18 protein-coding genes and 1 riboswitch are annotated in these 19,030 nt (G+C 46.2%); of the genes, 12 read left to right on the top strand and 6 right to left on the bottom strand.

Features of this window, described 5'->3' with window-relative positions; translation table 11 throughout:
* Positions 1 to 71 precede the first annotated feature (71 nt).
* Positions 72 to 204: riboswitch (TPP riboswitch) on the top strand.
* A gap of 87 nt (positions 205 to 291) precedes the next feature.
* The 6 genes from thiC to F995_RS00940 all read left to right on the top strand — a co-directional run bounded on the left by thiC (position 292) and on the right by F995_RS00940 (position 5,687).
* Complete coding sequence (gene thiC, locus F995_RS00965) at positions 292 to 2,187, top strand: phosphomethylpyrimidine synthase ThiC (protein WP_004281076.1); 1,896 nt, start codon at positions 292 to 294, stop codon at positions 2,185 to 2,187.
* Positions 2,188 to 2,263: 76 nt separating this feature from the next.
* Positions 2,264 to 2,899, top strand: a complete 636-nt coding sequence (locus tag F995_RS00960) for an NUDIX domain-containing protein (RefSeq protein WP_004281075.1) — start codon at positions 2,264 to 2,266, stop codon at positions 2,897 to 2,899.
* A complete protein-coding gene (locus tag F995_RS00955; protein WP_004281073.1) occupies positions 2,896 to 3,708 on the top strand; it encodes a metallophosphoesterase in 813 nt (270 codons plus the stop codon). The genes F995_RS00960 and F995_RS00955 overlap by 4 nt, the downstream gene beginning before the upstream one ends.
* Before the next feature lie 210 nt (positions 3,709 to 3,918).
* Positions 3,919 to 4,446, top strand: a complete 528-nt coding sequence (gene dksA / locus F995_RS00950) for an RNA polymerase-binding protein DksA (RefSeq protein WP_004281072.1) — start codon at positions 3,919 to 3,921, stop codon at positions 4,444 to 4,446.
* Positions 4,447 to 4,448: 2 nt separating this feature from the next.
* Positions 4,449 to 5,369: a tRNA glutamyl-Q(34) synthetase GluQRS gene (gluQRS, locus tag F995_RS00945; protein ID WP_004281071.1), complete on the top strand. Its 921-nt coding sequence runs from the start codon at positions 4,449 to 4,451 to the stop codon at positions 5,367 to 5,369.
* Between the two features lie 57 nt (positions 5,370 to 5,426).
* Positions 5,427 to 5,687: a zinc ribbon domain-containing protein gene (locus tag F995_RS00940; RefSeq protein WP_004281070.1), complete on the top strand. Its 261-nt coding sequence runs from the start codon at positions 5,427 to 5,429 to the stop codon at positions 5,685 to 5,687.
* Here the strand turns inward: F995_RS00940 and ftsW are convergent.
* The 5 genes from ftsW to F995_RS00915 form a co-directional block, all read right to left on the bottom strand.
* Complete coding sequence (gene ftsW, locus F995_RS00935; RefSeq protein WP_004281069.1) at positions 5,676 to 6,872, bottom strand: putative lipid II flippase FtsW; 1,197 nt, start codon at positions 6,870 to 6,872, stop codon at positions 5,676 to 5,678. The genes F995_RS00940 and ftsW overlap by 12 nt on opposite strands.
* Positions 6,873 to 6,892: 20 nt before the next feature.
* Entirely contained in the window at positions 6,893 to 8,239 is a 1,347-nt protein-coding gene (gene murD, locus F995_RS00930) for a UDP-N-acetylmuramoyl-L-alanine--D-glutamate ligase (protein WP_004281068.1), read from the bottom strand.
* A 162-nt stretch (positions 8,240 to 8,401) separates the two neighbouring features.
* Positions 8,402 to 8,653: a DUF6587 family protein gene (locus F995_RS00925; RefSeq protein WP_004281067.1), complete on the bottom strand. Its 252-nt coding sequence runs from the start codon at positions 8,651 to 8,653 to the stop codon at positions 8,402 to 8,404.
* 59 nt (positions 8,654 to 8,712) lie between these two features.
* Entirely contained in the window at positions 8,713 to 10,569 is a 1,857-nt protein-coding gene (feoB, locus tag F995_RS00920) for a ferrous iron transporter B (protein ID WP_004281066.1), read from the bottom strand.
* A complete protein-coding gene (locus tag F995_RS00915; protein ID WP_004281065.1) occupies positions 10,566 to 10,826 on the bottom strand; it encodes a FeoA family protein in 261 nt (86 codons plus the stop codon). The genes feoB and F995_RS00915 overlap by 4 nt, the downstream gene beginning before the upstream one ends.
* Before the next feature lie 174 nt (positions 10,827 to 11,000).
* Between F995_RS00915 and xerD the strand changes: the two genes are divergently transcribed.
* The 4 genes from xerD (at position 11,001) to thrC (ending at position 15,461) form a co-directional block, all read left to right on the top strand.
* Entirely contained in the window at positions 11,001 to 11,918 is a 918-nt protein-coding gene (gene xerD, locus F995_RS00910) for a site-specific tyrosine recombinase XerD (RefSeq protein ID WP_004281064.1), read from the top strand.
* A 99-nt stretch (positions 11,919 to 12,017) separates the two neighbouring features.
* A complete protein-coding gene (locus F995_RS00905) occupies positions 12,018 to 12,830 on the top strand; it encodes a DsbC family protein (protein WP_004281063.1) in 813 nt (270 codons plus the stop codon).
* A gap of 127 nt (positions 12,831 to 12,957) precedes the next feature.
* A complete protein-coding gene (locus tag F995_RS00900; RefSeq protein WP_034605826.1) occupies positions 12,958 to 14,265 on the top strand; it encodes a homoserine dehydrogenase in 1,308 nt (435 codons plus the stop codon).
* A gap of 56 nt (positions 14,266 to 14,321) precedes the next feature.
* Positions 14,322 to 15,461, top strand: a complete 1,140-nt coding sequence (gene thrC, locus F995_RS00895; RefSeq protein ID WP_004281061.1) for a threonine synthase — start codon at positions 14,322 to 14,324, stop codon at positions 15,459 to 15,461.
* A gap of 57 nt (positions 15,462 to 15,518) precedes the next feature.
* Here the strand turns inward: thrC and F995_RS00890 are convergent, their stop codons facing one another.
* Positions 15,519 to 16,580 (bottom strand): serine hydrolase, encoded by a 1,062-nt coding sequence (locus F995_RS00890; protein WP_004281060.1) that lies wholly within the window; start codon positions 16,578 to 16,580, stop codon positions 15,519 to 15,521.
* 219 nt (positions 16,581 to 16,799) lie between these two features.
* Between F995_RS00890 and F995_RS00885 the strand changes: the two genes are divergently transcribed.
* Together F995_RS00885 and F995_RS00880 are read left to right on the top strand one after the other, a co-directional pair.
* A complete protein-coding gene (locus F995_RS00885) occupies positions 16,800 to 17,435 on the top strand; it encodes a response regulator transcription factor GacA (RefSeq protein ID WP_004281059.1) in 636 nt (211 codons plus the stop codon).
* Positions 17,436 to 17,457: 22 nt separating this feature from the next.
* Positions 17,458 to 19,023 (top strand): sensor histidine kinase, encoded by a 1,566-nt coding sequence (locus F995_RS00880; RefSeq protein ID WP_004644918.1) that lies wholly within the window; start codon positions 17,458 to 17,460, stop codon positions 19,021 to 19,023.
* Positions 19,024 to 19,030 lie beyond the last annotated feature (7 nt).

Genomic DNA, 19,030 nt, shown 5'->3' with positions numbered 1-19,030 from the left:
CTAAATCAATCCTCGTTTAAAGTTGAGCGATTTAGACCTGTTTATTCTGCCTAAACTGAGCTAAGCTTTAGCCTCGCTTGACGGAGCGCGAGTAATGCCTCGCTGAGATCATGTGATTCCTTTTATCGTTATCAGGAATTGAGCATGAGTACCGTTGAACCTGATCAGGTTAATACCTGCGTAGGAATCAAGCCAGCTAAAAACCCAGCCCTTGCTTTATCTGTTCAGGATAAATCTGCCTACGTTTTTGGTCGTGCTTGATTCGTTGATGTCATCATAAGGATCATAGCCATGAACCAGTTAACGAATCTTTCTTCTGAAACCACTCTCTCCGCTCATGAACAGGAAGCACGCGATTTAACGCGAATTCTGCCTGCCTCACGTAAAGTCTATCTGCAAGGCTCCCGTCCTGATATTCAGGTACCGATGCGGGAGATTTCCTTAAGTGAAACCCCGACCAGTCTGGGCGGTGAACATAATCCGCCATTAATGGTCTATGACACGTCTGGTGTTTATACTGACCCCGATGTGACGATTGACCTGAACAAAGGTCTGCCGAATATTCGTGAAAGCTGGATTGAGCAGCGCAACGATAGTGAAATTCTGGATCAGCTCAGTTCTGAATTTGGCCGCCAGCGTTTACGCGATATCCGTACCGCTGCGATCCGTTTCGCGCATATTCAAAAACCACGCAAAGCCAAATGCGGCCGCAACATCACCCAGATGCATTATGCCAAGCAAGGCATTATCACACCGGAAATGGAATACATTGCCATTCGTGAAAACCTACGTCAACTCGATGGTGTCGATATGCGCCAGCATCCGGGCCAGAATTTTGGTGCAAAAAACCTGACTGAAATTACGCCAGAATTTGTGCGTCAGGAAGTCGCCGCCGGCCGCGCGATTATTCCGGCCAATATCAATCATCCGGAACTGGAACCGATGATCATCGGGCGTAATTTTTTGGTCAAAATCAATGCCAATATTGGTAATTCTGCACTCGGTTCAAGTATCGAAGAAGAAGTCTCGAAAATGACCTGGGCGACGCGCTGGGGTGCAGACACAATCATGGACCTCTCGACCGGCCAGAATATTCATGAAACCCGTGAATGGATTATCCGCAACTCTCCTGTACCAATTGGAACCGTACCGATCTATCAGGCACTGGAAAAAGTCAATGGTGTGGCCGAAGACCTGACCTGGGAGATCTTTAAAGACACCCTGATTGAACAGGCTGAACAAGGTGTGGACTATTTCACCATTCATGCCGGCGTGCTTTTAAGATATGTACCGCTGACTGCCAACCGTTTGACCGGTATCGTATCGCGTGGCGGTTCGATCATGGCGCAGTGGTGTCTGGCACATCATCAGGAAAACTTCTTGTATACCCATTTCGATGAAATCTGCGAGATCATGAAAGCTTATGACGTATCGTTTAGTCTCGGCGATGGCCTACGTCCGGGCTGTGTGCAGGATGCCAATGACGAAGCGCAATTTGCCGAACTTCGAACTTTGGGCGAACTGACCCACCGTGCCTGGGAGCATGATGTTCAGGTGATGATTGAAGGCCCGGGCCATGTCCCGATGCATATGATCAAGGAAAATATGGATCTGCAACTGGAAGTCTGTAAAGAAGCACCCTTTTATACCTTGGGGCCACTCACCACCGATATCGCACCGGGTTATGACCATATTACTTCGGCAATAGGAGCCGCGATGATTGGCTGGTACGGCACCGCAATGCTGTGTTATGTGACGCCTAAAGAGCATCTCGGTTTACCCAATAAAAAGGATGTCAAAGACGGCATTATTACCTACAAGATTGCCGCACATGCAGCCGATCTGGCCAAAGGTCATCCGGGTGCGCAAGCCCGGGATAATGCCCTGTCCAAGGCGCGTTTTGAGTTCCGCTGGGAAGACCAGTTTAACTTGAGTCTGGATCCGGACACGGCGCGCAGCATGCATGATGAAACCATGCCGAAAGCCGCGCATAAATCCGCGCACTTTTGTTCCATGTGCGGACCAAAGTTCTGTTCAATGAAGATTAGCCAGAATGTTCGTGATTATGCCAGTCAACAGGCCAATCCTGATCAGCCGGCAAGCTCTCAGGCCGAAATTGAAGCCGGCATGAATCAGATGAAAGCCAGCTTCCACAACTCTGGTCAAAATTTATACCACAAACTATAAAACTGTAAAAAAAACAGTTGTCTTCAAAAAAAACTCAGATAGGATGAAAATAAATCAATTCATTCTATCTGAGCATATGAATATTATTAAACAGGCCTCTTATAATAAAAAAGACTTTAGCGTAGAGGCACGTGAGTTCTTGTACCAGGGATTTATTCAGGTAGAAAAAGTCAGCCTGAAACACCGTTTATTTAATCAGGAAAGCTCAACCCCTATTTTGCAACGTGAGCTGATTCATCGGCCAGAAGCAGCGGGTGTGCTGATGTACAATCATCAACAGCAGAAATTCGGCCTGATCGAACAGTTCCGGATTGGCGGACTGGATGATATCGACTCTCCTTGGCAACTCGAAGTAATTGCTGGCGTTCTGGATGGCGATGAAGCGCCTGAAACATGCATCCGTCGCGAAGCACTCGAAGAATCAGGCTGTACCCTGGATGAGCTGCAGCACATTTTCAGCTTCTATCCGTCCGCCGGGGCATGTTCCGAATTATTTCATTTATATGTGGCGCAGACCGAATTGCCTGAACAGGGCGGTATTTTTGGCATGCCGGATGAAGGTGAAAATATCCAGCTGCATATTCTGGATTATGCTGATATTCCGTCCTTGCTCACGAATGGTCGCTTAAGAAATGCACCTGTCATTATGGCCTTGCAATGGTTGCAACAACATATTCATACTGCAGGAATATGTCTAAGGGGAAAGACATGAGTTTTCAGCAGTCAAGCATAAACACACAGCCAGATTGGACCATTATCCAGATTTCTGATACCCATTTGATGGATCGGGAAGAGCTGGAATTTGCCCGGATGAATCCCGAGCAGAGTTTTCACGAGGTGATGCAGCAGATCCAACAGCGCTTTCCCCAAATGGATGCACTGATTCATACCGGTGATCTGGCACAGGTGCCGGTCGAGCAGACTTATCAACGCTATTTAGCATTTGTCCAGTCTTTAAACGTGCCGTATTATCAGATTCCAGGTAACCATGACGATTCTCGGGTGTTCCCTTTTCACCAGCATGCGAATCAGGTACATGCCATTCATTTTGGCACCTGGACCATGATCCTGTTAAATAGTGCCGTTCAAGGCAAGATCGATGGCTGGGTGGAACAAGCTCAACTCGATCAATTGGACCAATTATTGCTTGAATTTAAGCATCAGCATGTCATTGTCGCTTGCCATCATCATCCTTTTGCGATGAAATCGTACTGGATTGATCAGCACCGGCTGAAAAATGCTGAAGATTTAAAAGATGTACTGGCTCGGCATCATAATATCAAGCTGGTTCTGTTTGGTCATGTGCATCAGGATTCCTGCAACGAATGGCATGGCATCTACTTTTTATCCACGCCATCGACCAGTGTGCAGTTTAAACCTAAAAGTGAAGATTTCGCGCTAGATCAGGCGGCACCAGGTTATCGTGTATTACATTTGCAACAAAATGGTGAGTTTGATACCTATATTGAACGGGTGGCATTGAGCCAGCAAAATATTAATACCGAAATTTCAGGTTATTAACTTTTCAATTTGTTTTTTTTGCATTACTTTATTGCAACCAAAGGAAATGTGATATGCATAGTCCAGACATCAAAGACTATCAATAAGCATAAAAAGTCTATATGATGACGGCCCCCATAGGAGGATAATCTTTCTACAGGGTGGATAAAAAACTGCATATCACCATATTTTTTGCGTAGCAATCATACGCATAGATGAGGAATGCCCTAAATGGCGAATGACAACCAAAATCAAGTCTTAGACAATCAAACTGATGTTGTAGAAGAGAAAGCTGCAAAGCGCGTACGCAAATCTAAGCCTAAAACGACTGACGGTGGTTCTACTGCTAGCTTATTTGGTATTGAACCTTATCAACCTAAAAAAAATGAAGAATACATGTCTGAAGGTCAGCTTCAGCATTTCCGCCAAATCTTGCTGGCTTGGAAAGCTGAGTTGATGTCAGAAGTGGATCGTACCCTCAATACGATGCAAGACGAAAATACTGCTCTTCCAGATGTGAATGACCGTGCGACTCAGGAAGAAGAGTTTGCGATTGAGTTACGTACCCGTGACCGTGAACGTAAACTGATTCGTAAAATCGAACAGTCGATCGAAGCAATCCAGAATGATGACTATGGTTTCTGTGAAACTTGTGGTATCGAGATTGGCTTGCGTCGTTTAGAAGCACGTCCAACGGCTACTTTATGTATTGACTGCAAAACCCTTGCAGAGATCAAAGAGAAGCAAAATAACGGTTAAGTATGTCTGTAAATAATCCTCCCCTAACCCCTCCTTTAAAAAAGGAGGGGGACAACAGGATGGCTTATGTGGGCCGGTTCGCGCCATCGCCAACCGGCCCTTTGCATTTTGGCTCCCTCATTACCGCAGTTGCCAGTTACTGCGATGCCAAAGCCAATCAAGGCACATGGCTGGTCCGGATTGAAGACACCGATATTCCCCGCATTTATCCCGGCAGCGAAGAGCATATCCTGCGTGCCATGGATGCCTTTCAGCTTGAACCTGATGCCGAAATCATTTTCCAGAAAGACCGTTTAGATATTTACGAAGACGTCATCCAGCAATTACGTCAGCAAGACCTAGTCTATGCCTGTCAATGTACCCGTAAAATGCTCGGTTCCAACCATATCTATCAGGATACCTGCCGCAACTTGGGTCTGGCTTTTGAGCATCAGGCCATCCGTTTAAAAGTTGAAGATGTTGAAATCTGTTTTGAAGACCGGCTGCAAGGTCAGCACTGTTCAGAACTGAAAAAAGATCTGGGCGATTTTGTCTTAAAACGTCGTGACGGCATTATGAATTACCAGCTGGCTGTAGTAGTCGATGACTATCTGCAAGGTATGACTCATGCGGTACGTGGAGCTGATCTTTTAGATAATACCGAACGGCAAATCTATCTGGGACAGTTACTCGGTTATCCGCGTCTGAGCTATATGCATCTACCGCTGGCAATGAATGATCAGGGGCAAAAACTGTCAAAACAGAATCTGGCCCAAGCACTGGATTTAACTCAGGCACCGCAATTATTAAAACAGGCACTTCAGGCTTTGCATCAGGCTGAAGTTGATTTGGACACTCCCGATCGGATGCTGCAACAGGCGGTAGTACAATGGGACATTGAGCGGATTCCACATACAACTGAGCTACAAGGTCACTATTTATAAAAACAGCTTTTCACTTAAGCTAGACTTCTAGAATGAAAAATTGATAGGAAGAAGAGTATGTTTTTTATTTTTGGCGTCGGCCCTAAAACCAAAACCATTGAGAAAAGCCAGTTTCTGTGTCCGGTCTGCCGTACTCGTTCGGGCTATGAGCTAAAACAGCAGCGTAATTATTTTTCTTTATTTTTTATACCCTTGATTCCACTTTCCAAGCCTAAATCTGCTTTTGTGACCTGTTCCAATTGTGGAACCGCAATGCCGAGCACGGTACTGGACCATGCTCAGCCAGAGCCAGGACGAAACTCCAATCTAGAAGCTTGATTCTTCGCGGCTTGGATTGACCTGACGCGTGGTCGAATCAATTTTCAGAATCAGACTGATCATGACCGCACAGATAATCAGGGATGAACCGCCATAACTAATAAATGGCAAGGTCAAACCCTTGGTCGGCAACATGCCCATATTCATACCGGCATTCACCAGAATCTGTAACAGGAAAATGATACTGATGCCATAAGCCAGATAGCCGGCACGCAAATATTGATGCTGCAAGGCGCGGTGTCCAATGCGGATACAGCAAACCAGCATGGTGAAGGACAAGATCAGGATGGTTGAAATGCCTAAAAAGCCAAATTCTTCACCCAAAATTGCCAGCATGAAATCGGTATGCGCCTCAGGCAAATAAGACATTTTCTGGATACTATGCCCCAAGCCTACCCCTGCCCACTCCCCACGGCCAAAGGCCATAAGGGCATTAGAGAGCTGATAACCGGTGCCTAAGGGATCTTCCCAAGGATTCGAAAAAGACAGCAGACGTTGCAGACGATACGGTTCCAACAGAATCGCGGCAGCAAATGCGCCGACCAAGGTCATAAAAGCCACACCGAACTGAATCCACGGCGCACCCGCCAGAAAGAACACGCCAAGCATGGTTAAGGTAATTACCACGGTTGCACCCAAGTCAGGCTCGAGAATAATCAAACCGACGGTAGCACCCATGATGGCACTTAAACGGACCAGACCCTTGATATTATTCCGTACTTCTTCCGCACGGCGCACCACGTAGTCTGCAGTAAAAATTGCCATCATCACTTTGGCGACTTCCGAAGCCTGTAAGGTAAAGCCTGCGATCCGAATCCAGCGTTTGGAACCATTGACTTCCGTCCCGACAAATAGCACGGCCACCAAAAGTACGATGGTAATAATCCACAAAAAGAAAGTGTTATTAAACCAGACTTTTAAGGGGATTTTATAAGCCAGAAAAGCTGCTACGGCAGCGACAAAAATCGAAATCCCATGTCGGCTAATATAGTGAAACGGATTTTCATGCATACGTTCTGCATAGGGCATCGAGGCCGATGCCACCATGATCGAACCAATGCAGAGCAAAGCCAACACACAGAAAATCAATACATTCCGTGGATTCACTTCAGCAGGTATTCTAGGTATCCACTGCGTATAAAATTGATTTAATTTATTGATCGTAGTCTGAGCAAACCCAGCCATATCACGAATCCTTGTTATTCTTAATTGAGTTCATTCACATACGCAACAAACTTGCGACCACGCTCAGGATAACCCGAGAACATATCAAAACTTGCGCATGCAGGAGACAATAGCACGACATCATGTGCCTGAGTGTGCTTTTGGCAGATTTCTACTGCCTGCTGCAAGCTGTCCGCATGAATCAGTTCAATCGTACCCGCAATCGCTGCTTCAATGACGGGACGATCTTCACCGATTAATACCGCTACTTTGGCATATTTGCTTAATGATTCACGCAAGGCTTTAAAGTCCTGCCCTTTGCCCTGACCACCGAGAATAATCGCGACTTTACCGCCTTGGGCTTCAATGGCCATGCCGAGACCGTCCAGTGCTGCCAAGGTTGCGCCGATATTGGTACCTTTGGAGTCATTATAATAACGTACGCCTTGCACTTCTTTAACGAATTCACAGCGATGTTCCAGACCTTTAAAGGTCTTTAAGGTATTCAACATGCTTTCCAGTGGCAGGCCAATCGCTTCACCCAGCGCCAGACAGGCCAAGGCATTGGCAACATTATGCGTGCCCTGCATATACATCTCGGTACTTTTCAGCAGACGCTCACGACCACGCGCCAGCCAGATGCTGCCATCCGTATCCTTGAGAATACCGTACTGGTTCATATCCGGTGCATTTAGACCAAAGCTTTGTATCGGTGTTACGTCTGGCACCAGAGGACGGGTCAAAGAGTCATCACGGTTATAGACGACTTTTTTTACACCCTGGAAAATCCGGTGTTTCGCCGTGTGATAACCCATCATATCGCCATGACGATCCAGATGATCTTCACTCATGTTCAACACCACCGCGACTTCAGCCGCCAGATTTGAGGTGGTTTCCAGCTGAAAACTGGACAGCTCGAGTATATACAGCTCAGGATCGTCTTTAGTCAGGTCTAGCGCAGGACGACCTAAGTTACCACCGATAGCGACTTTTTTACCAGCATCCGCTGCCATCAAGCCAATCAAGGTCGTCACGGTACTTTTGGCATTAGAACCGGTAATTGCTACGATTGGCTTGTCTGTAGCACGGCGTAAAATCTGGATTTCACTGACTACTGGAATGCCCTTGTTGATGGCTGCCTGAATTTCAGGAAGTTTAGGATCAAGTCCTGGGCTGATCACGATTTCTTCCGCAGACAACAACAGCTCGGCATCAAACTGACCGAAACTGGTCTGAACTTCAGCGGGTATCTGCTCATGCCCTGGCGGGTTAGCTCTAGAATCTGTTACTGCAACGCGGTAGCCCTGACTATGCAAGAAATTGACTGCTGCAACACCTGATATTCCGAGTCCTGCAACGACTTTTAACCCACCACGTTGTATTAACATTTTCGCCCCATATTTTGGTCTATTTTGAAACTGACGAAATGGTAGCACTTTGCTGTTTTGAATGCCTTTTCTGATTGGCTTTTCTGCACATTTTTTTTGTGTCCATGCGTAAAAAAACCGTCATGATCATGACGGTTTTTAAAATTCAGCCAGAAAAGGAAATTATTTCCATTTCACCGCTTGTTGGGCTGGCTTTTCTTCTGAACTTTTTTCTGAAACCGGACAGGCACAGTTGCCACCACAGCCTGCAGCCATACCCGGTTGCAGCCATTTGGCCAGACGCTGCCAACCCTTGGCCGCACAGGCATCAGACAGCTTCTGAAAGACTGAATTAGAGGTGTTGGGAAACACCTTTTTGAATACGACCAGCATGCTCCAAAGCACCAGCGCTGTCACAATTAGAATTTCAATCATCTCAATCTCCCATACCTATACAATGCAGCAAATTCAATTGGCCAAGGCCAAGCTGAGATTTAGCCCAAATAATATGAAGCAATTTGATAAGTCAGGAATGACATGAAATATGCCAGACCAAACAGGTAAACAGTCATGATACTGACAGTTTTCCAGGAACCGGTTTCACGTTTAACTGTTGCCAGAGTCGCCAGACAATGTGGTGCATAAATAAACCACACCAGCAAAGACAAACCTGTCGCAACTGACCAGCCCAGATCCCCTCCACCGCTGATTAGTGCAGCCAGACCTTCAGACATCGCATCTTCATCAACTGCCGACATCGCATAAACTGTGCCCAGTGCTGCAACGACCACTTCACGCGCTGCCATCGCCGGAATCAGGGCAATACAGATCTGCCAGTTAAAACCGAGCGGTGCAAAGATTGGCTGCATCAGATGACCGAGCATCCCTGCCAATGAATAATCAATGGCCGGCAGGGTTGCCCCTTCTGGGGGCTGCGGGAAAGTACATAGAAACCACAGCACAATCGATAAGGCGAAGATAATACCACCGACACGTTTCAAGAAGATTTTGCCGCGATCCAGCAAGCCGATCCAAACGTTCTTCAAATCCGGAAAACGGTAGCTTGGCAGCTCCATCAATAACATGTGCTGTGATTTATCTTTGTGGAAGAATTTCAACACAAAAGACACCAGCAAAGCACTTACGATACCCGCCATATACAGACCGAAGAGCACCAGACCTTGCAGATTCAGGAAGCCCCAGACAGTTTGTGCCGGTATAAATGCCGCAATCAGCAAGGCATAAACCGGCAAACGCGCCGAACAGGTCATTAAAGGTGCAACAAAAATCGTGGTTAAACGATCTCGTGGATCACTGATGGTCCGCGATGCCATAATCCCCGGAATGGCACAGGCAAAGCTGGACAATAACGGAATAAAGGCACGTCCTGACAAACCGGCTTTAAACATCAGTTTATCGAGCAAGAATGCTGCACGCGGTAAATAACCCGATTCTTCTAGTACTAAAATAAAGAAGAACAGAATCAGAATCTGTGGCAGGAACACCACCACGCCACCGGCACCGGCAATAATCCCGTCCACCACCAGGCTATTCAGTAATGGGTGCGAAATATATTCGCCGAGGAACTCACCCAGCCAGCCAAAGAAGGATTCAATCCCATCCATAAACGGCGCAGCCCAGGCAAATACCGCCTGGAAAATCACGAACATCATTACAGCTAGGCTGAGTAAGCCCAATACCGGATGCAGAAAAATCTTGTCAAGAAAATCGGTACGCTTATCTTCCTGATCGACGAAATTGACCACGTCATTCAGAATGTTTTCTACGCGCTGGTGACTATCACCTTTCAAGCCACTGAGCTCAGTCTGTGGTACAGAATACTTGCCTTGATCTAGCGCATTTTTCAGGTTTTCAATGCCTGAACTGCGCACAGCCACCGTTTCTACCACAGGCACGCCCAGTCGCTCAGACAGCTTCTGGGTATTGATCTGCATGCCACGACGGCGTGCTTCATCCATCATGTTCAGCACGACCAGCACCGGACGATCCAGCGCAATCATTTCCAGCACCAGACCCAGATGTAATTTCAGATTGGTGGCATCTACCACACACAAAAATGCATCCTGCTCCTGCTCTTCCGCAATTTTACCTTGCACCACATTACGGGTGATTTCTTCATCCGGACTGGTCGCATCCAGACTATAAGTTCCCGGCAAATCCAGTACCCGTACCGCTTTGCCTGAAGCAAGCTGAAAAGTACCGACTTTACGTTCAACCGTCACACCCGCATAGTTACCGACTTTTTGGCGTGTTCCAGTTAAGTGGTTGAATAATGAAGTTTTACCGCAGTTAGGGTTACCGACAAGGGCAATACGTAATGTATCACTCATGCCGACACCGCCTGTTCGATTTCAATTTTGGCTGCTTCTGATTTACGCAAAGCAAAACGTGTGAATCCAACTTGAATCAAAATGGGATCTCCACCAAAAATACCTTTAGTAATGACCTGTACCTTTGTACCTGGTACAAAGCCTAAAGTTTCCAAACGACTCGCGACGACATCGTGTAGAGCACTTTCACCATCAGTTGTTCGACTCACTTTTCGAATGATGGCAATTTGTTTTGCTTTTAAATCAGACAAACGCACCGTGAAATTCCTAAACTATTTTGTACAGTATACAAACAAATGAGAATAATTAACAAATAAGATTAATTACATTTCGATTTAGCCTTATACCACATCGACACTGTCATAAAATTAAACTACAGTGGAGAATACCAATCCCGATTATCGCTTTTTTAGATCAGATCCTTTCACCCTATGCTGAATAAAAAACCCCGTATTCCTGCCCCTGTCCAGATTCCTGATGCGTTCAGTTATTTGCAAGGTTTTCGTGATTATCTGATTGCACAAACGGTCAGCCCGCATACCCGCAATGCCTATTTGTCCGATCTGGTGCAATGTGCAGAATGCTTGAGCAAGCCTCTGCCCGAATGGAATCATGATGATATTTCCGATGTACTGATTGCGCTGACCAAACAGCAAAAAAGCCCACGTTCGATTGCCCGCTGCCTGTCTGCCTTGCGTTCATTTTATAAATTTTTACGCGAGCAAAAACTGCGTAGTGACAATCCGGTGGCCGCACATAAAACCCCGAAACTGGGCCGGGCCTTACCTAAAGATTTGTCCGAAGCTGATGTTGAAGCCTTGATTCATGCCCCGGATATCAACACGGCATTAGGGCTGCGCGATCGCGCCATGTTTGAAGTGCTGTATGCCTGCGGACTTCGGGTGACCGAACTGATTAACCTGCGTCTGGAACTGATCAACTTAAAACAGGGTTATTTACGTATCGTCGGTAAGGGGAATAAAGAACGTCTGATTCCAATGGGACAAATGGCCTGTGAATGGGTGGAAAAATATCTGAATGAAGCCCGTCCGCAACTGTACAAGACTTCGACCGATTATCTGTTTCTGACCCAGCATGGCGGCATCATGAGCCGGCAGAATTTCTGGTATGCCATTAAGCGTTATGCGCTGCAGGCCGGAATTCAATCCGAACTGTCACCGCATACCTTGCGCCATGCCTTTGCCACCCATTTACTCAATCATGGCGCAGACTTACGTGTGGTACAGATGTTACTCGGACATAGTGATCTGTCTACCACCCAGATTTATACTCATGTGGCGCAGGTACGGATGCAACAGCTACACGCGACCCATCATCCACGGGCTTAAAACGTTTACAGGTCGAATAAACTGAGAAGTTTGACGTGATTGTATTTTTTTTTGTTATGCTAATGCTCTGTTTTTAGTCCAAGAAGAAAAGGGTTATTTATGACATTTGCCCGCTCAAAAGTTTTTATGGCTTGCACACTTGCTGCTGGTTTGGGGCTTAGCGCATGTTCCAATTCCACGAACAACGATAAAAAGCAAGATACGCTCACTGCAAGTGCACCAGCAACGGGCGAAGCCTCTACCCTGACCGAACGTAATGCCCAACAGCGCCTGGTTTCGACCTTGGAAAAGCATTTCAAGACTGCCGGCATCAGTGCCAAAATCACCGACATTAAAGCCACCGAAGTCCCGAACCTGTTCTGGGTCAGCCTGGAAGGCATGTCTGCGGTCTATGTCACCAGTGACGGTAAGTATCTGATTCAGGGCGATGTGATCCGTCTCGGCGATAAACAGCTGCACAATGTCAGCGAAAATCTGCAAGCAGGCATCAACAATAAACTCTTTGCCGAACTCAAGCCAGCAGACTTGCTGGTCTATCCAGCCAAAGGCAAAACCAAGCATGTGGTCTATGTGTTTACCGATGTCAGTTGTCCGTATTGCCATAAATTCCATGAACAAATGGATGAGATGAATGCCAAAGGCATTGAAGTGCGTTATATCGCCTGGCCGCGTGGTGAACAGCATATGCCAGCCATGGAAGCGATCTGGTGCAGTGCCGACCGCCGTAGTGCGTTTGACCAGGCGATTGCCGGTGCACAGATTAGCGCAGAAAAATGTGAAAATCCTGTTCAAGATCAATATCAAATGGGTCTGAATATGGGCGTGAATGGCACCCCTGCCATTTATAATTCAGCAGGGGCTTATCTGGGCGGTTACCTGTCTACCTCGGAATTATTGAACCGGCTTAAATAACTCATTTTAATACGTTATTTAACTTTAATTTATAGATAAAGATATTCTGAAAATGACCCTAGAGTCAGGCGGTTTTTTTAGCTATGATCTAGGTTCTTGTAAAAAACTGTTTAATTTGGAGTGTGACGTGAAACCAGTTCGTCTGGCAATCCTCGGTCTTGGTACTGTAGGTGGTGGTGCCTTGAAACTATTAAAAGAAAATGCTGCTGAGATCAAACGTCGCACCGGTCGTGAAATTGAAATTACCCATGTAGGCACCCGTCGTCCACGTCCTGATCTGGATCTGCCAGAATCGGTCAAACAAAGTGCTGATTTGATGGACATCGTGCGTCAACCTGATGTAGACGTGGTGGTTGAAGTCATGGGCGGAATTCATCCTGCCTATGAAGTCATCATGGAAGCCATGAAACATGGCAAACATATTGTAACCGCCAACAAAGCACTCTTGGCTGAACACGGTAATGAACTGTTTAAAGCGGCTGAAGACAATGCCGTGCAAATTGCCTATGAAGCCGCAGTGGCTGGTGGCATTCCAATTATTAAAGTGATCCGTGAAGGTTTGGCAGCCAACAAGATTGAATGGCTGGCCGGTATTATTAACGGCACAGGTAACTTCATTCTTAGTGAAATGCGTGAAAAAGGCCGCGCTTTTGAAGATGTGCTGAAAGAAGCGCAAGAACTGGGTTATGCCGAAGCCGATCCGACCTTTGACGTGGAAGGCATTGACGCAGCACACAAGCTGACGATTCTGGCCTCATGTGCCTTTGGTATTCCACTTCAGTTTGACAAAGTCTTTACTGAAGGCATTGGCAAAGTCACGGCACAAGATGTGAAATATGCCGAAGACCTCGGTTTCCGGATTAAACATCTGGGCATTGCACGCCGTACTGATGCCGGGATTGAACTCCGTGTACACCCGACCCTAATTCCAGATGACCAGCTGATTGCCAATGTTAACGGCGTGAAAAATGCGGTTCTGGTACAAGCGAATGCGGTCGGCCCAACACTGTACTATGGTGCTGGCGCAGGTGCGGGACCAACGGCTTCTGCGGTTGTTGCTGATGTCGTCGATATTGTCCGTGACATCATTTACACAGAAGACGGCGCAGGTACTATTCCGCAACTGGCTTTTGAAGCGCTCAGTGATTTACCGATCTTGAGTCGTGAACAAATGACCACCGGCTATTACATCCGTATTAATGCCGAAGATCAGATGGGCGTGCTTGCCGATGTCACCACAATTCTCAGTCGTGCCGGCATCAGTATTGATGCGATCATGCAGCAACCGCGTTTATCCAAAGACCTTATTCCTATCGTGATTCTGACCGATCCTATCGTCGAATCAAAAATGGATGCAGCGCTTTCACAAATTCAAGCATTACCCGTCATTCATGGCGAAATTGTACGAATTCGTTTAGAATCGCTTGATAATTAATCGGGTTGAGGGGAGGATTCCCCTTGCCAAGCTCTACACACAATTGGAACATCATCATGTCGAATGCCAATCGTTATACTGGTTTAGTTGACCGCTATCGCGACCGTTTACCAGTGTCTGCAACTACTCGTGCGATCTCTTTGGGTGAAGGTAATACTCCACTGATCAAGCTTGAGAATATTCCACGCATTATTGGTAAAGATGTTGAAATTTATGTGAAGTACGAGGGCTTAAACCCGACTGGTTCATTTAAAGACCGCGGTATGACTATGGCGGTGACCAAAGCCGTTGAAGAAGGCTCTAAAGCCATCATCTGCGCATCTACTGGTAACACCTCTGCAGCAGCGGCTGCATACGCTGCGCGTGCCGGCATTAAAGCATTCGTGCTCATCCCTGAAGGCAAAATTGCCATGGGTAAAATGGCACAAGCGATGATGTATGGTGCGATCACCATGCAAATTCGCGGTAACTTTGATGACGGTATGCGTCTGGTCAAAGAAGTTGCCGATCAGGCACCGGTAACGATTGTAAACTCAATCAACCCATACCGTCTGCAAGGTCAAAAAACCATTGCTTACGAGATCGTTGAAGCTTTAGGTCGTGCACCGGATTATCACTGCCTGCCAGTCGGTAATGCGGGTAACATCACTGCGCACTGGATGGGTTATACTGAAGCGGTTGCCAACCAGTCGAAAGAAGAATTTGAGCAAGTCGTTTACGATGCTGAAACTGATGCCTTTACTGGTCCTAAACCGGCTGGCTTGCCAATCATGGCAGGTTACCAAGCCTCTGGTGCTGCACCGTTCCTTCGTGGCGGTCCAGTAGAAAACCCGGAAACTGTTGCAACTGCGATTCGTATCGGCAATCCGCAAAGCTTCAATCATGCTAAAGCGGTTGTTCGTGATTCAAACGGCTGGTTCGATGAACTGACTGATGCGGAGATTCTCGAAGCTCAACGTCTGCTTTCTATGTATGAAGGTGTGTTCGTAGAGCCGGCATCTGCTGCGTCTGTCGGCGGTGCCATCCGTGATATTAAAGCGGGTAAAATTGCTGAAGGTTCAGTAATCGTATGTACCGTAACGGGTAACGGTCTGAAAGATCCAGACACTGCTATCAAGCAATGTGCTGATGCCGTGATGTTGTCGATTGATGCAACTATGAGTCAAGTTAAAGACTCTATTCTGTCGAATATGTAATTCCGGCCAGAATTAAAAAAACCCTGCACTTGCAGGGTTTTTTTATGAACCAATCAATTAGATTCGTTTAGGTTGCTGGCTGACCCAACTCATTAAACGGGTCGCATCATTGGTACGCGCCTGTGAGCTGTTTGCACCTAAAAGTACCACCGCCACCGGACGGTTATTCAGAGTCGTGTGCATCACCACACAGCGCCCTGCTTCATTAATAAAACCGGTTTTAGAAATATTAATATTCCAGCCGCCATTACGTACCAAGGCATTGGTATTATTCGATTTCAACACACGATAACCCAAGTTAAAGTCATAGCTTGGCGTGGTCGAGAACTGGCGAATCAGGCCATATTGAGAGGCAGTATTTACCAAGATTCCCAAGTCACGAGCTGAAGCCATGTTACCCGGATGCAAACCGGTTGACTCCATGAAGCGGGTAGAATTCATGCCGAGCTCTTTGGCTTTTGCATTCATTTTGGCAATAAACGCTGATCGGCCACCTGGATAAGTGCGTGCCAAAGCGGCAGCAGCCGGATTCTCGGACTTCATCAGAGCAAACAGTAAAGCTTCAGCACGGTTCATGCTGTCCCCTGCTCTTAAAGTCGAGCTTGAGCTTTTACAACCTGAACAGGAAAAATCAGCCTGTTGTAGTGTGATTTTTTCCGACATGTTCAGACGTGCATCAGAAATGACCACCGCTGTCATCAGCTTGGTAATCGATGCAATCGGATAGGCAGTATTGGTATTTTTGCTAAACAGCACCTCACCGGTTTGTGCATCCATGACCAGTGCAGCCCGTGCATTGACAGAAGGTTGATTACTAAAATGATTCGTATCAATAATCTGCGGCGCAGTATAAGCAGGTTTGGCTGCTGCTGGCGCTGCTGTGCCGACCTGACGCAAAGTAGTGGTCACTGTTGCAGACCCGGGTGGCGAAGGCTCATTGGCTGACGCATTAAAATCATCGCTCATTAACTGGTTAACTTCTTCAGAAGACCAACTAATGCTGGAACCGTCCTCTGCCGTGCCAGAATTCATAATGATTTCAGCAAAACTTGTCGTGCTCATGCTGATTAACACGGACAGGCCGAGTAGATGCCTTAAAGACTTGTTTATTTTCTTCACTATTCCTTCACTCAACTAACAGAGGTAAGATTGATTTGCGTATTACCTCTAATATGCCTTACATTTAAACACAATGCCGAACATTTTTTGTTCTTGACACTGTGTGATAAGTTTCAGATTTAATCTTGCGAATAGGATTGCTAATTTTGTACTTTCATTGCAAGCTTATTTTGCTTTATGTAACAAAAAAATGATTTTTTTAACAGAGGGAGAGCGTAGGTGATCACAGTTTTAGTTGTGGACGACCATGAATTAGTTCGTACTGGAATTTGCAGAATGCTAGAAGACCATGCGGAGGTTCAGGTAATTGGACAAGCTGAATCTGGTGAAGAAGCGATCTCTCTAGTTCGTCAACATCATCCTGATGTAGTTTTGTTAGATGTGAATATGCCGGGCATTGGTGGCGTAGAAACCACGCGCCGTCTACTTCAGAGTGCGCCGGAAACCAAAGTTTTGGCGGTTAGCGGTTTAGCAGAAGAGCCTTATCCGTCCCTGTTATTGAAAGCCGGTGCCAAAGGTTATATCACCAAAGGGGCCCCGATTTCGGAAATGGTCCGTGCGATTAACAAAGTCATGCAAGGCGGCAAATATTTCAGTGCAGACATTGCGGAACAGTTAGCAAGCTCTTACCTTTCTGATACACAACAATCGCCTTTTGATGCATTGTCAGAGCGTGAAATGCAAGTCGCGATGATGGTCGTGAATTGTATCAGCGCCCAGGAAATTGCCGACAAGCTCTTTGTGAGTGTTAAAACCGTGAATACTTATCGTTACCGTATTTTTGAAAAACTGAATATCGATAGCGATGTTAAACTGACTCATCTGGCCATGCGCTATGGACTCATTAAACCTTAGCTTTTAACGATTTCCGGTGCATATGGCACAACAAAAAAACTATGCTGAACTGAATCAATACCATCTCGGTATCTGGTACAGCGCTTATCGTCTGCTGATCAGCACCGGTTTGTTGCTGATTTTTATGCTGACCTACCCCGAACTCACCACCGATTATCAATACCCGCAGCTGTATTATTATGCACTGGGAATCGGGGTTGCGATCAATACCGTACAGCTGTTTGTGCTGAAATGGATCAGACGCCTGATCCAGCCGCAGCTGATTATGATTTTCTTTAGCGATGTCTGCGTTTTAAGTTTGCTGACTTTGGCGAGCGACGGTCCTAATCTGCAAATCGGGCTGCTGTTTGTGATTACTATCTTTTCTGCATCTTTATTATTAGATGCAAAAAAGGCCTTGGTCGTCACGCTGGTTGCTGTTATCAGCGTAATTTATCAGCATTTTATCGGCAGTATTTTTGCATTTTCATCACTCAGCAATATCAGTAATAGCGCCTTGCTGGCCTTTTTATTTTTTGTGGTCTATGGCACTGGACAAATTGCCATACGCCGCTTTCAGATTCTGGAAAATCTAAATTTTTCTCAATCGCTGGAACTGCATCGCTTACAGAATATTAACCGCTATATTCTGGAGCAGATTGAAACCGGCTATCTGGTTCTGGATGAAAACTACCATGTGGTACTCAGTAATCCTGCCGCCTGTAATCTTCTTGGAATTGAGTCCAAATACGGCCATGAGAAATTCACCTTATCTCAGTCACAGCCAGATTTATTTGAACTGATCCATTTTGAGACACTGGAAAATGGTGAGCGCTTTCAGTTTGAATCTCAGCAAAGTCGCTATAATATTCATGTGCAGGTGCAAAAACTGATTGTGCCACATCAGACTCTAATGCTACTGGTGTTACAGGATGCCAAAAAACTGAATCAGCAGGTGCAGCAACTTAAACTTGCTGCACTGGGTCAACTCTCGGCCAGTATTGCCCATGAAATTCGCAACCCCCTAGCTGCCATTGTGCAAGCCAATGATTTATATCTGGACTCGGAAACTGAACAGCAACAGCTACTCCAGCAGATGATTGGCCGACAGGCGACCCGGATTGACCGGATTATTCAGGACACGCTGAATATGGTCAAAAATAAAGAAACCCATCCTATACCGATTCATCTCAATGATTTTATCCCGTTATTTATCCAAGAAGATCTGGCCGATATTCATGATCAGATTCAATTTAATATTGATATCCCTTTGGTAATTCAGTTTGATGAAGCACAATTCCGGCAAATCCTCATTAATCTGATTCGTAATGCCATTCGTCACAATTCAGCAGATGCAGCCTATATTCAGCTGAATGTGCATCCCTATGAACATCGGGTCTGGATTGATGTACGGGATTTTGGCTCTGGCGTAGCCGTACATGATCAGGCCTTATTGTTTAAACCCTTTTTTAGTACATCGATTAGTGGTACCGGATTAGGATTGTATTTATCACATAGTTTTTGCGAAGCAAATCAGGCACAATTAAACTATATACAACAAGAACAGGGCGCATGCTTTCGCATCAGCTGTCAACGTATTACGCTTTAAAGGGGTC

This window comes from Acinetobacter sp. CIP A162 (assembly GCF_000367905.1).
Lineage (GTDB): Bacteria > Pseudomonadota > Gammaproteobacteria > Pseudomonadales > Moraxellaceae > Acinetobacter > Acinetobacter lwoffii.
The sequence above is the reverse complement of the archived record's forward strand: the minus strand, read 5'-3'. Positions and strand labels throughout refer to the sequence as shown.

Excerpts from the sequence above, each read along its gene's own strand:
- thiC (WP_004281076.1), top strand. The coding sequence starts at position 292 with ATGAACCAGTTAACGAATCTTTCTTCTGAAACCACTCTCTCCGCTCAT.
- F995_RS00960 (WP_004281075.1), top strand. The coding sequence starts at position 2,264 with ATGAATATTATTAAACAGGCCTCTTATAATAAAAAAGACTTTAGCGTA.
- F995_RS00955 (WP_004281073.1), top strand. The coding sequence starts at position 2,896 with ATGAGTTTTCAGCAGTCAAGCATAAACACACAGCCAGATTGGACCATT.
- dksA (WP_004281072.1), top strand. The coding sequence starts at position 3,919 with ATGGCGAATGACAACCAAAATCAAGTCTTAGACAATCAAACTGATGTT.
- gluQRS (WP_004281071.1), top strand. The coding sequence starts at position 4,449 with ATGTCTGTAAATAATCCTCCCCTAACCCCTCCTTTAAAAAAGGAGGGG.
- F995_RS00940 (WP_004281070.1), top strand. The coding sequence starts at position 5,427 with ATGTTTTTTATTTTTGGCGTCGGCCCTAAAACCAAAACCATTGAGAAA.
- ftsW (WP_004281069.1), bottom strand. The coding sequence starts at position 6,872 with ATGGCTGGGTTTGCTCAGACTACGATCAATAAATTAAATCAATTTTAT.
- murD (WP_004281068.1), bottom strand. The coding sequence starts at position 8,239 with ATGTTAATACAACGTGGTGGGTTAAAAGTCGTTGCAGGACTCGGAATA.
- F995_RS00925 (WP_004281067.1), bottom strand. The coding sequence starts at position 8,653 with ATGATTGAAATTCTAATTGTGACAGCGCTGGTGCTTTGGAGCATGCTG.
- feoB (WP_004281066.1), bottom strand. The coding sequence starts at position 10,569 with ATGAGTGATACATTACGTATTGCCCTTGTCGGTAACCCTAACTGCGGT.
- xerD (WP_004281064.1), top strand. The coding sequence starts at position 11,001 with ATGCTGAATAAAAAACCCCGTATTCCTGCCCCTGTCCAGATTCCTGAT.
- F995_RS00905 (WP_004281063.1), top strand. The coding sequence starts at position 12,018 with ATGACATTTGCCCGCTCAAAAGTTTTTATGGCTTGCACACTTGCTGCT.
- thrC (WP_004281061.1), top strand. The coding sequence starts at position 14,322 with ATGTCGAATGCCAATCGTTATACTGGTTTAGTTGACCGCTATCGCGAC.
- F995_RS00880 (WP_004644918.1), top strand. The coding sequence starts at position 17,458 with ATGGCACAACAAAAAAACTATGCTGAACTGAATCAATACCATCTCGGT.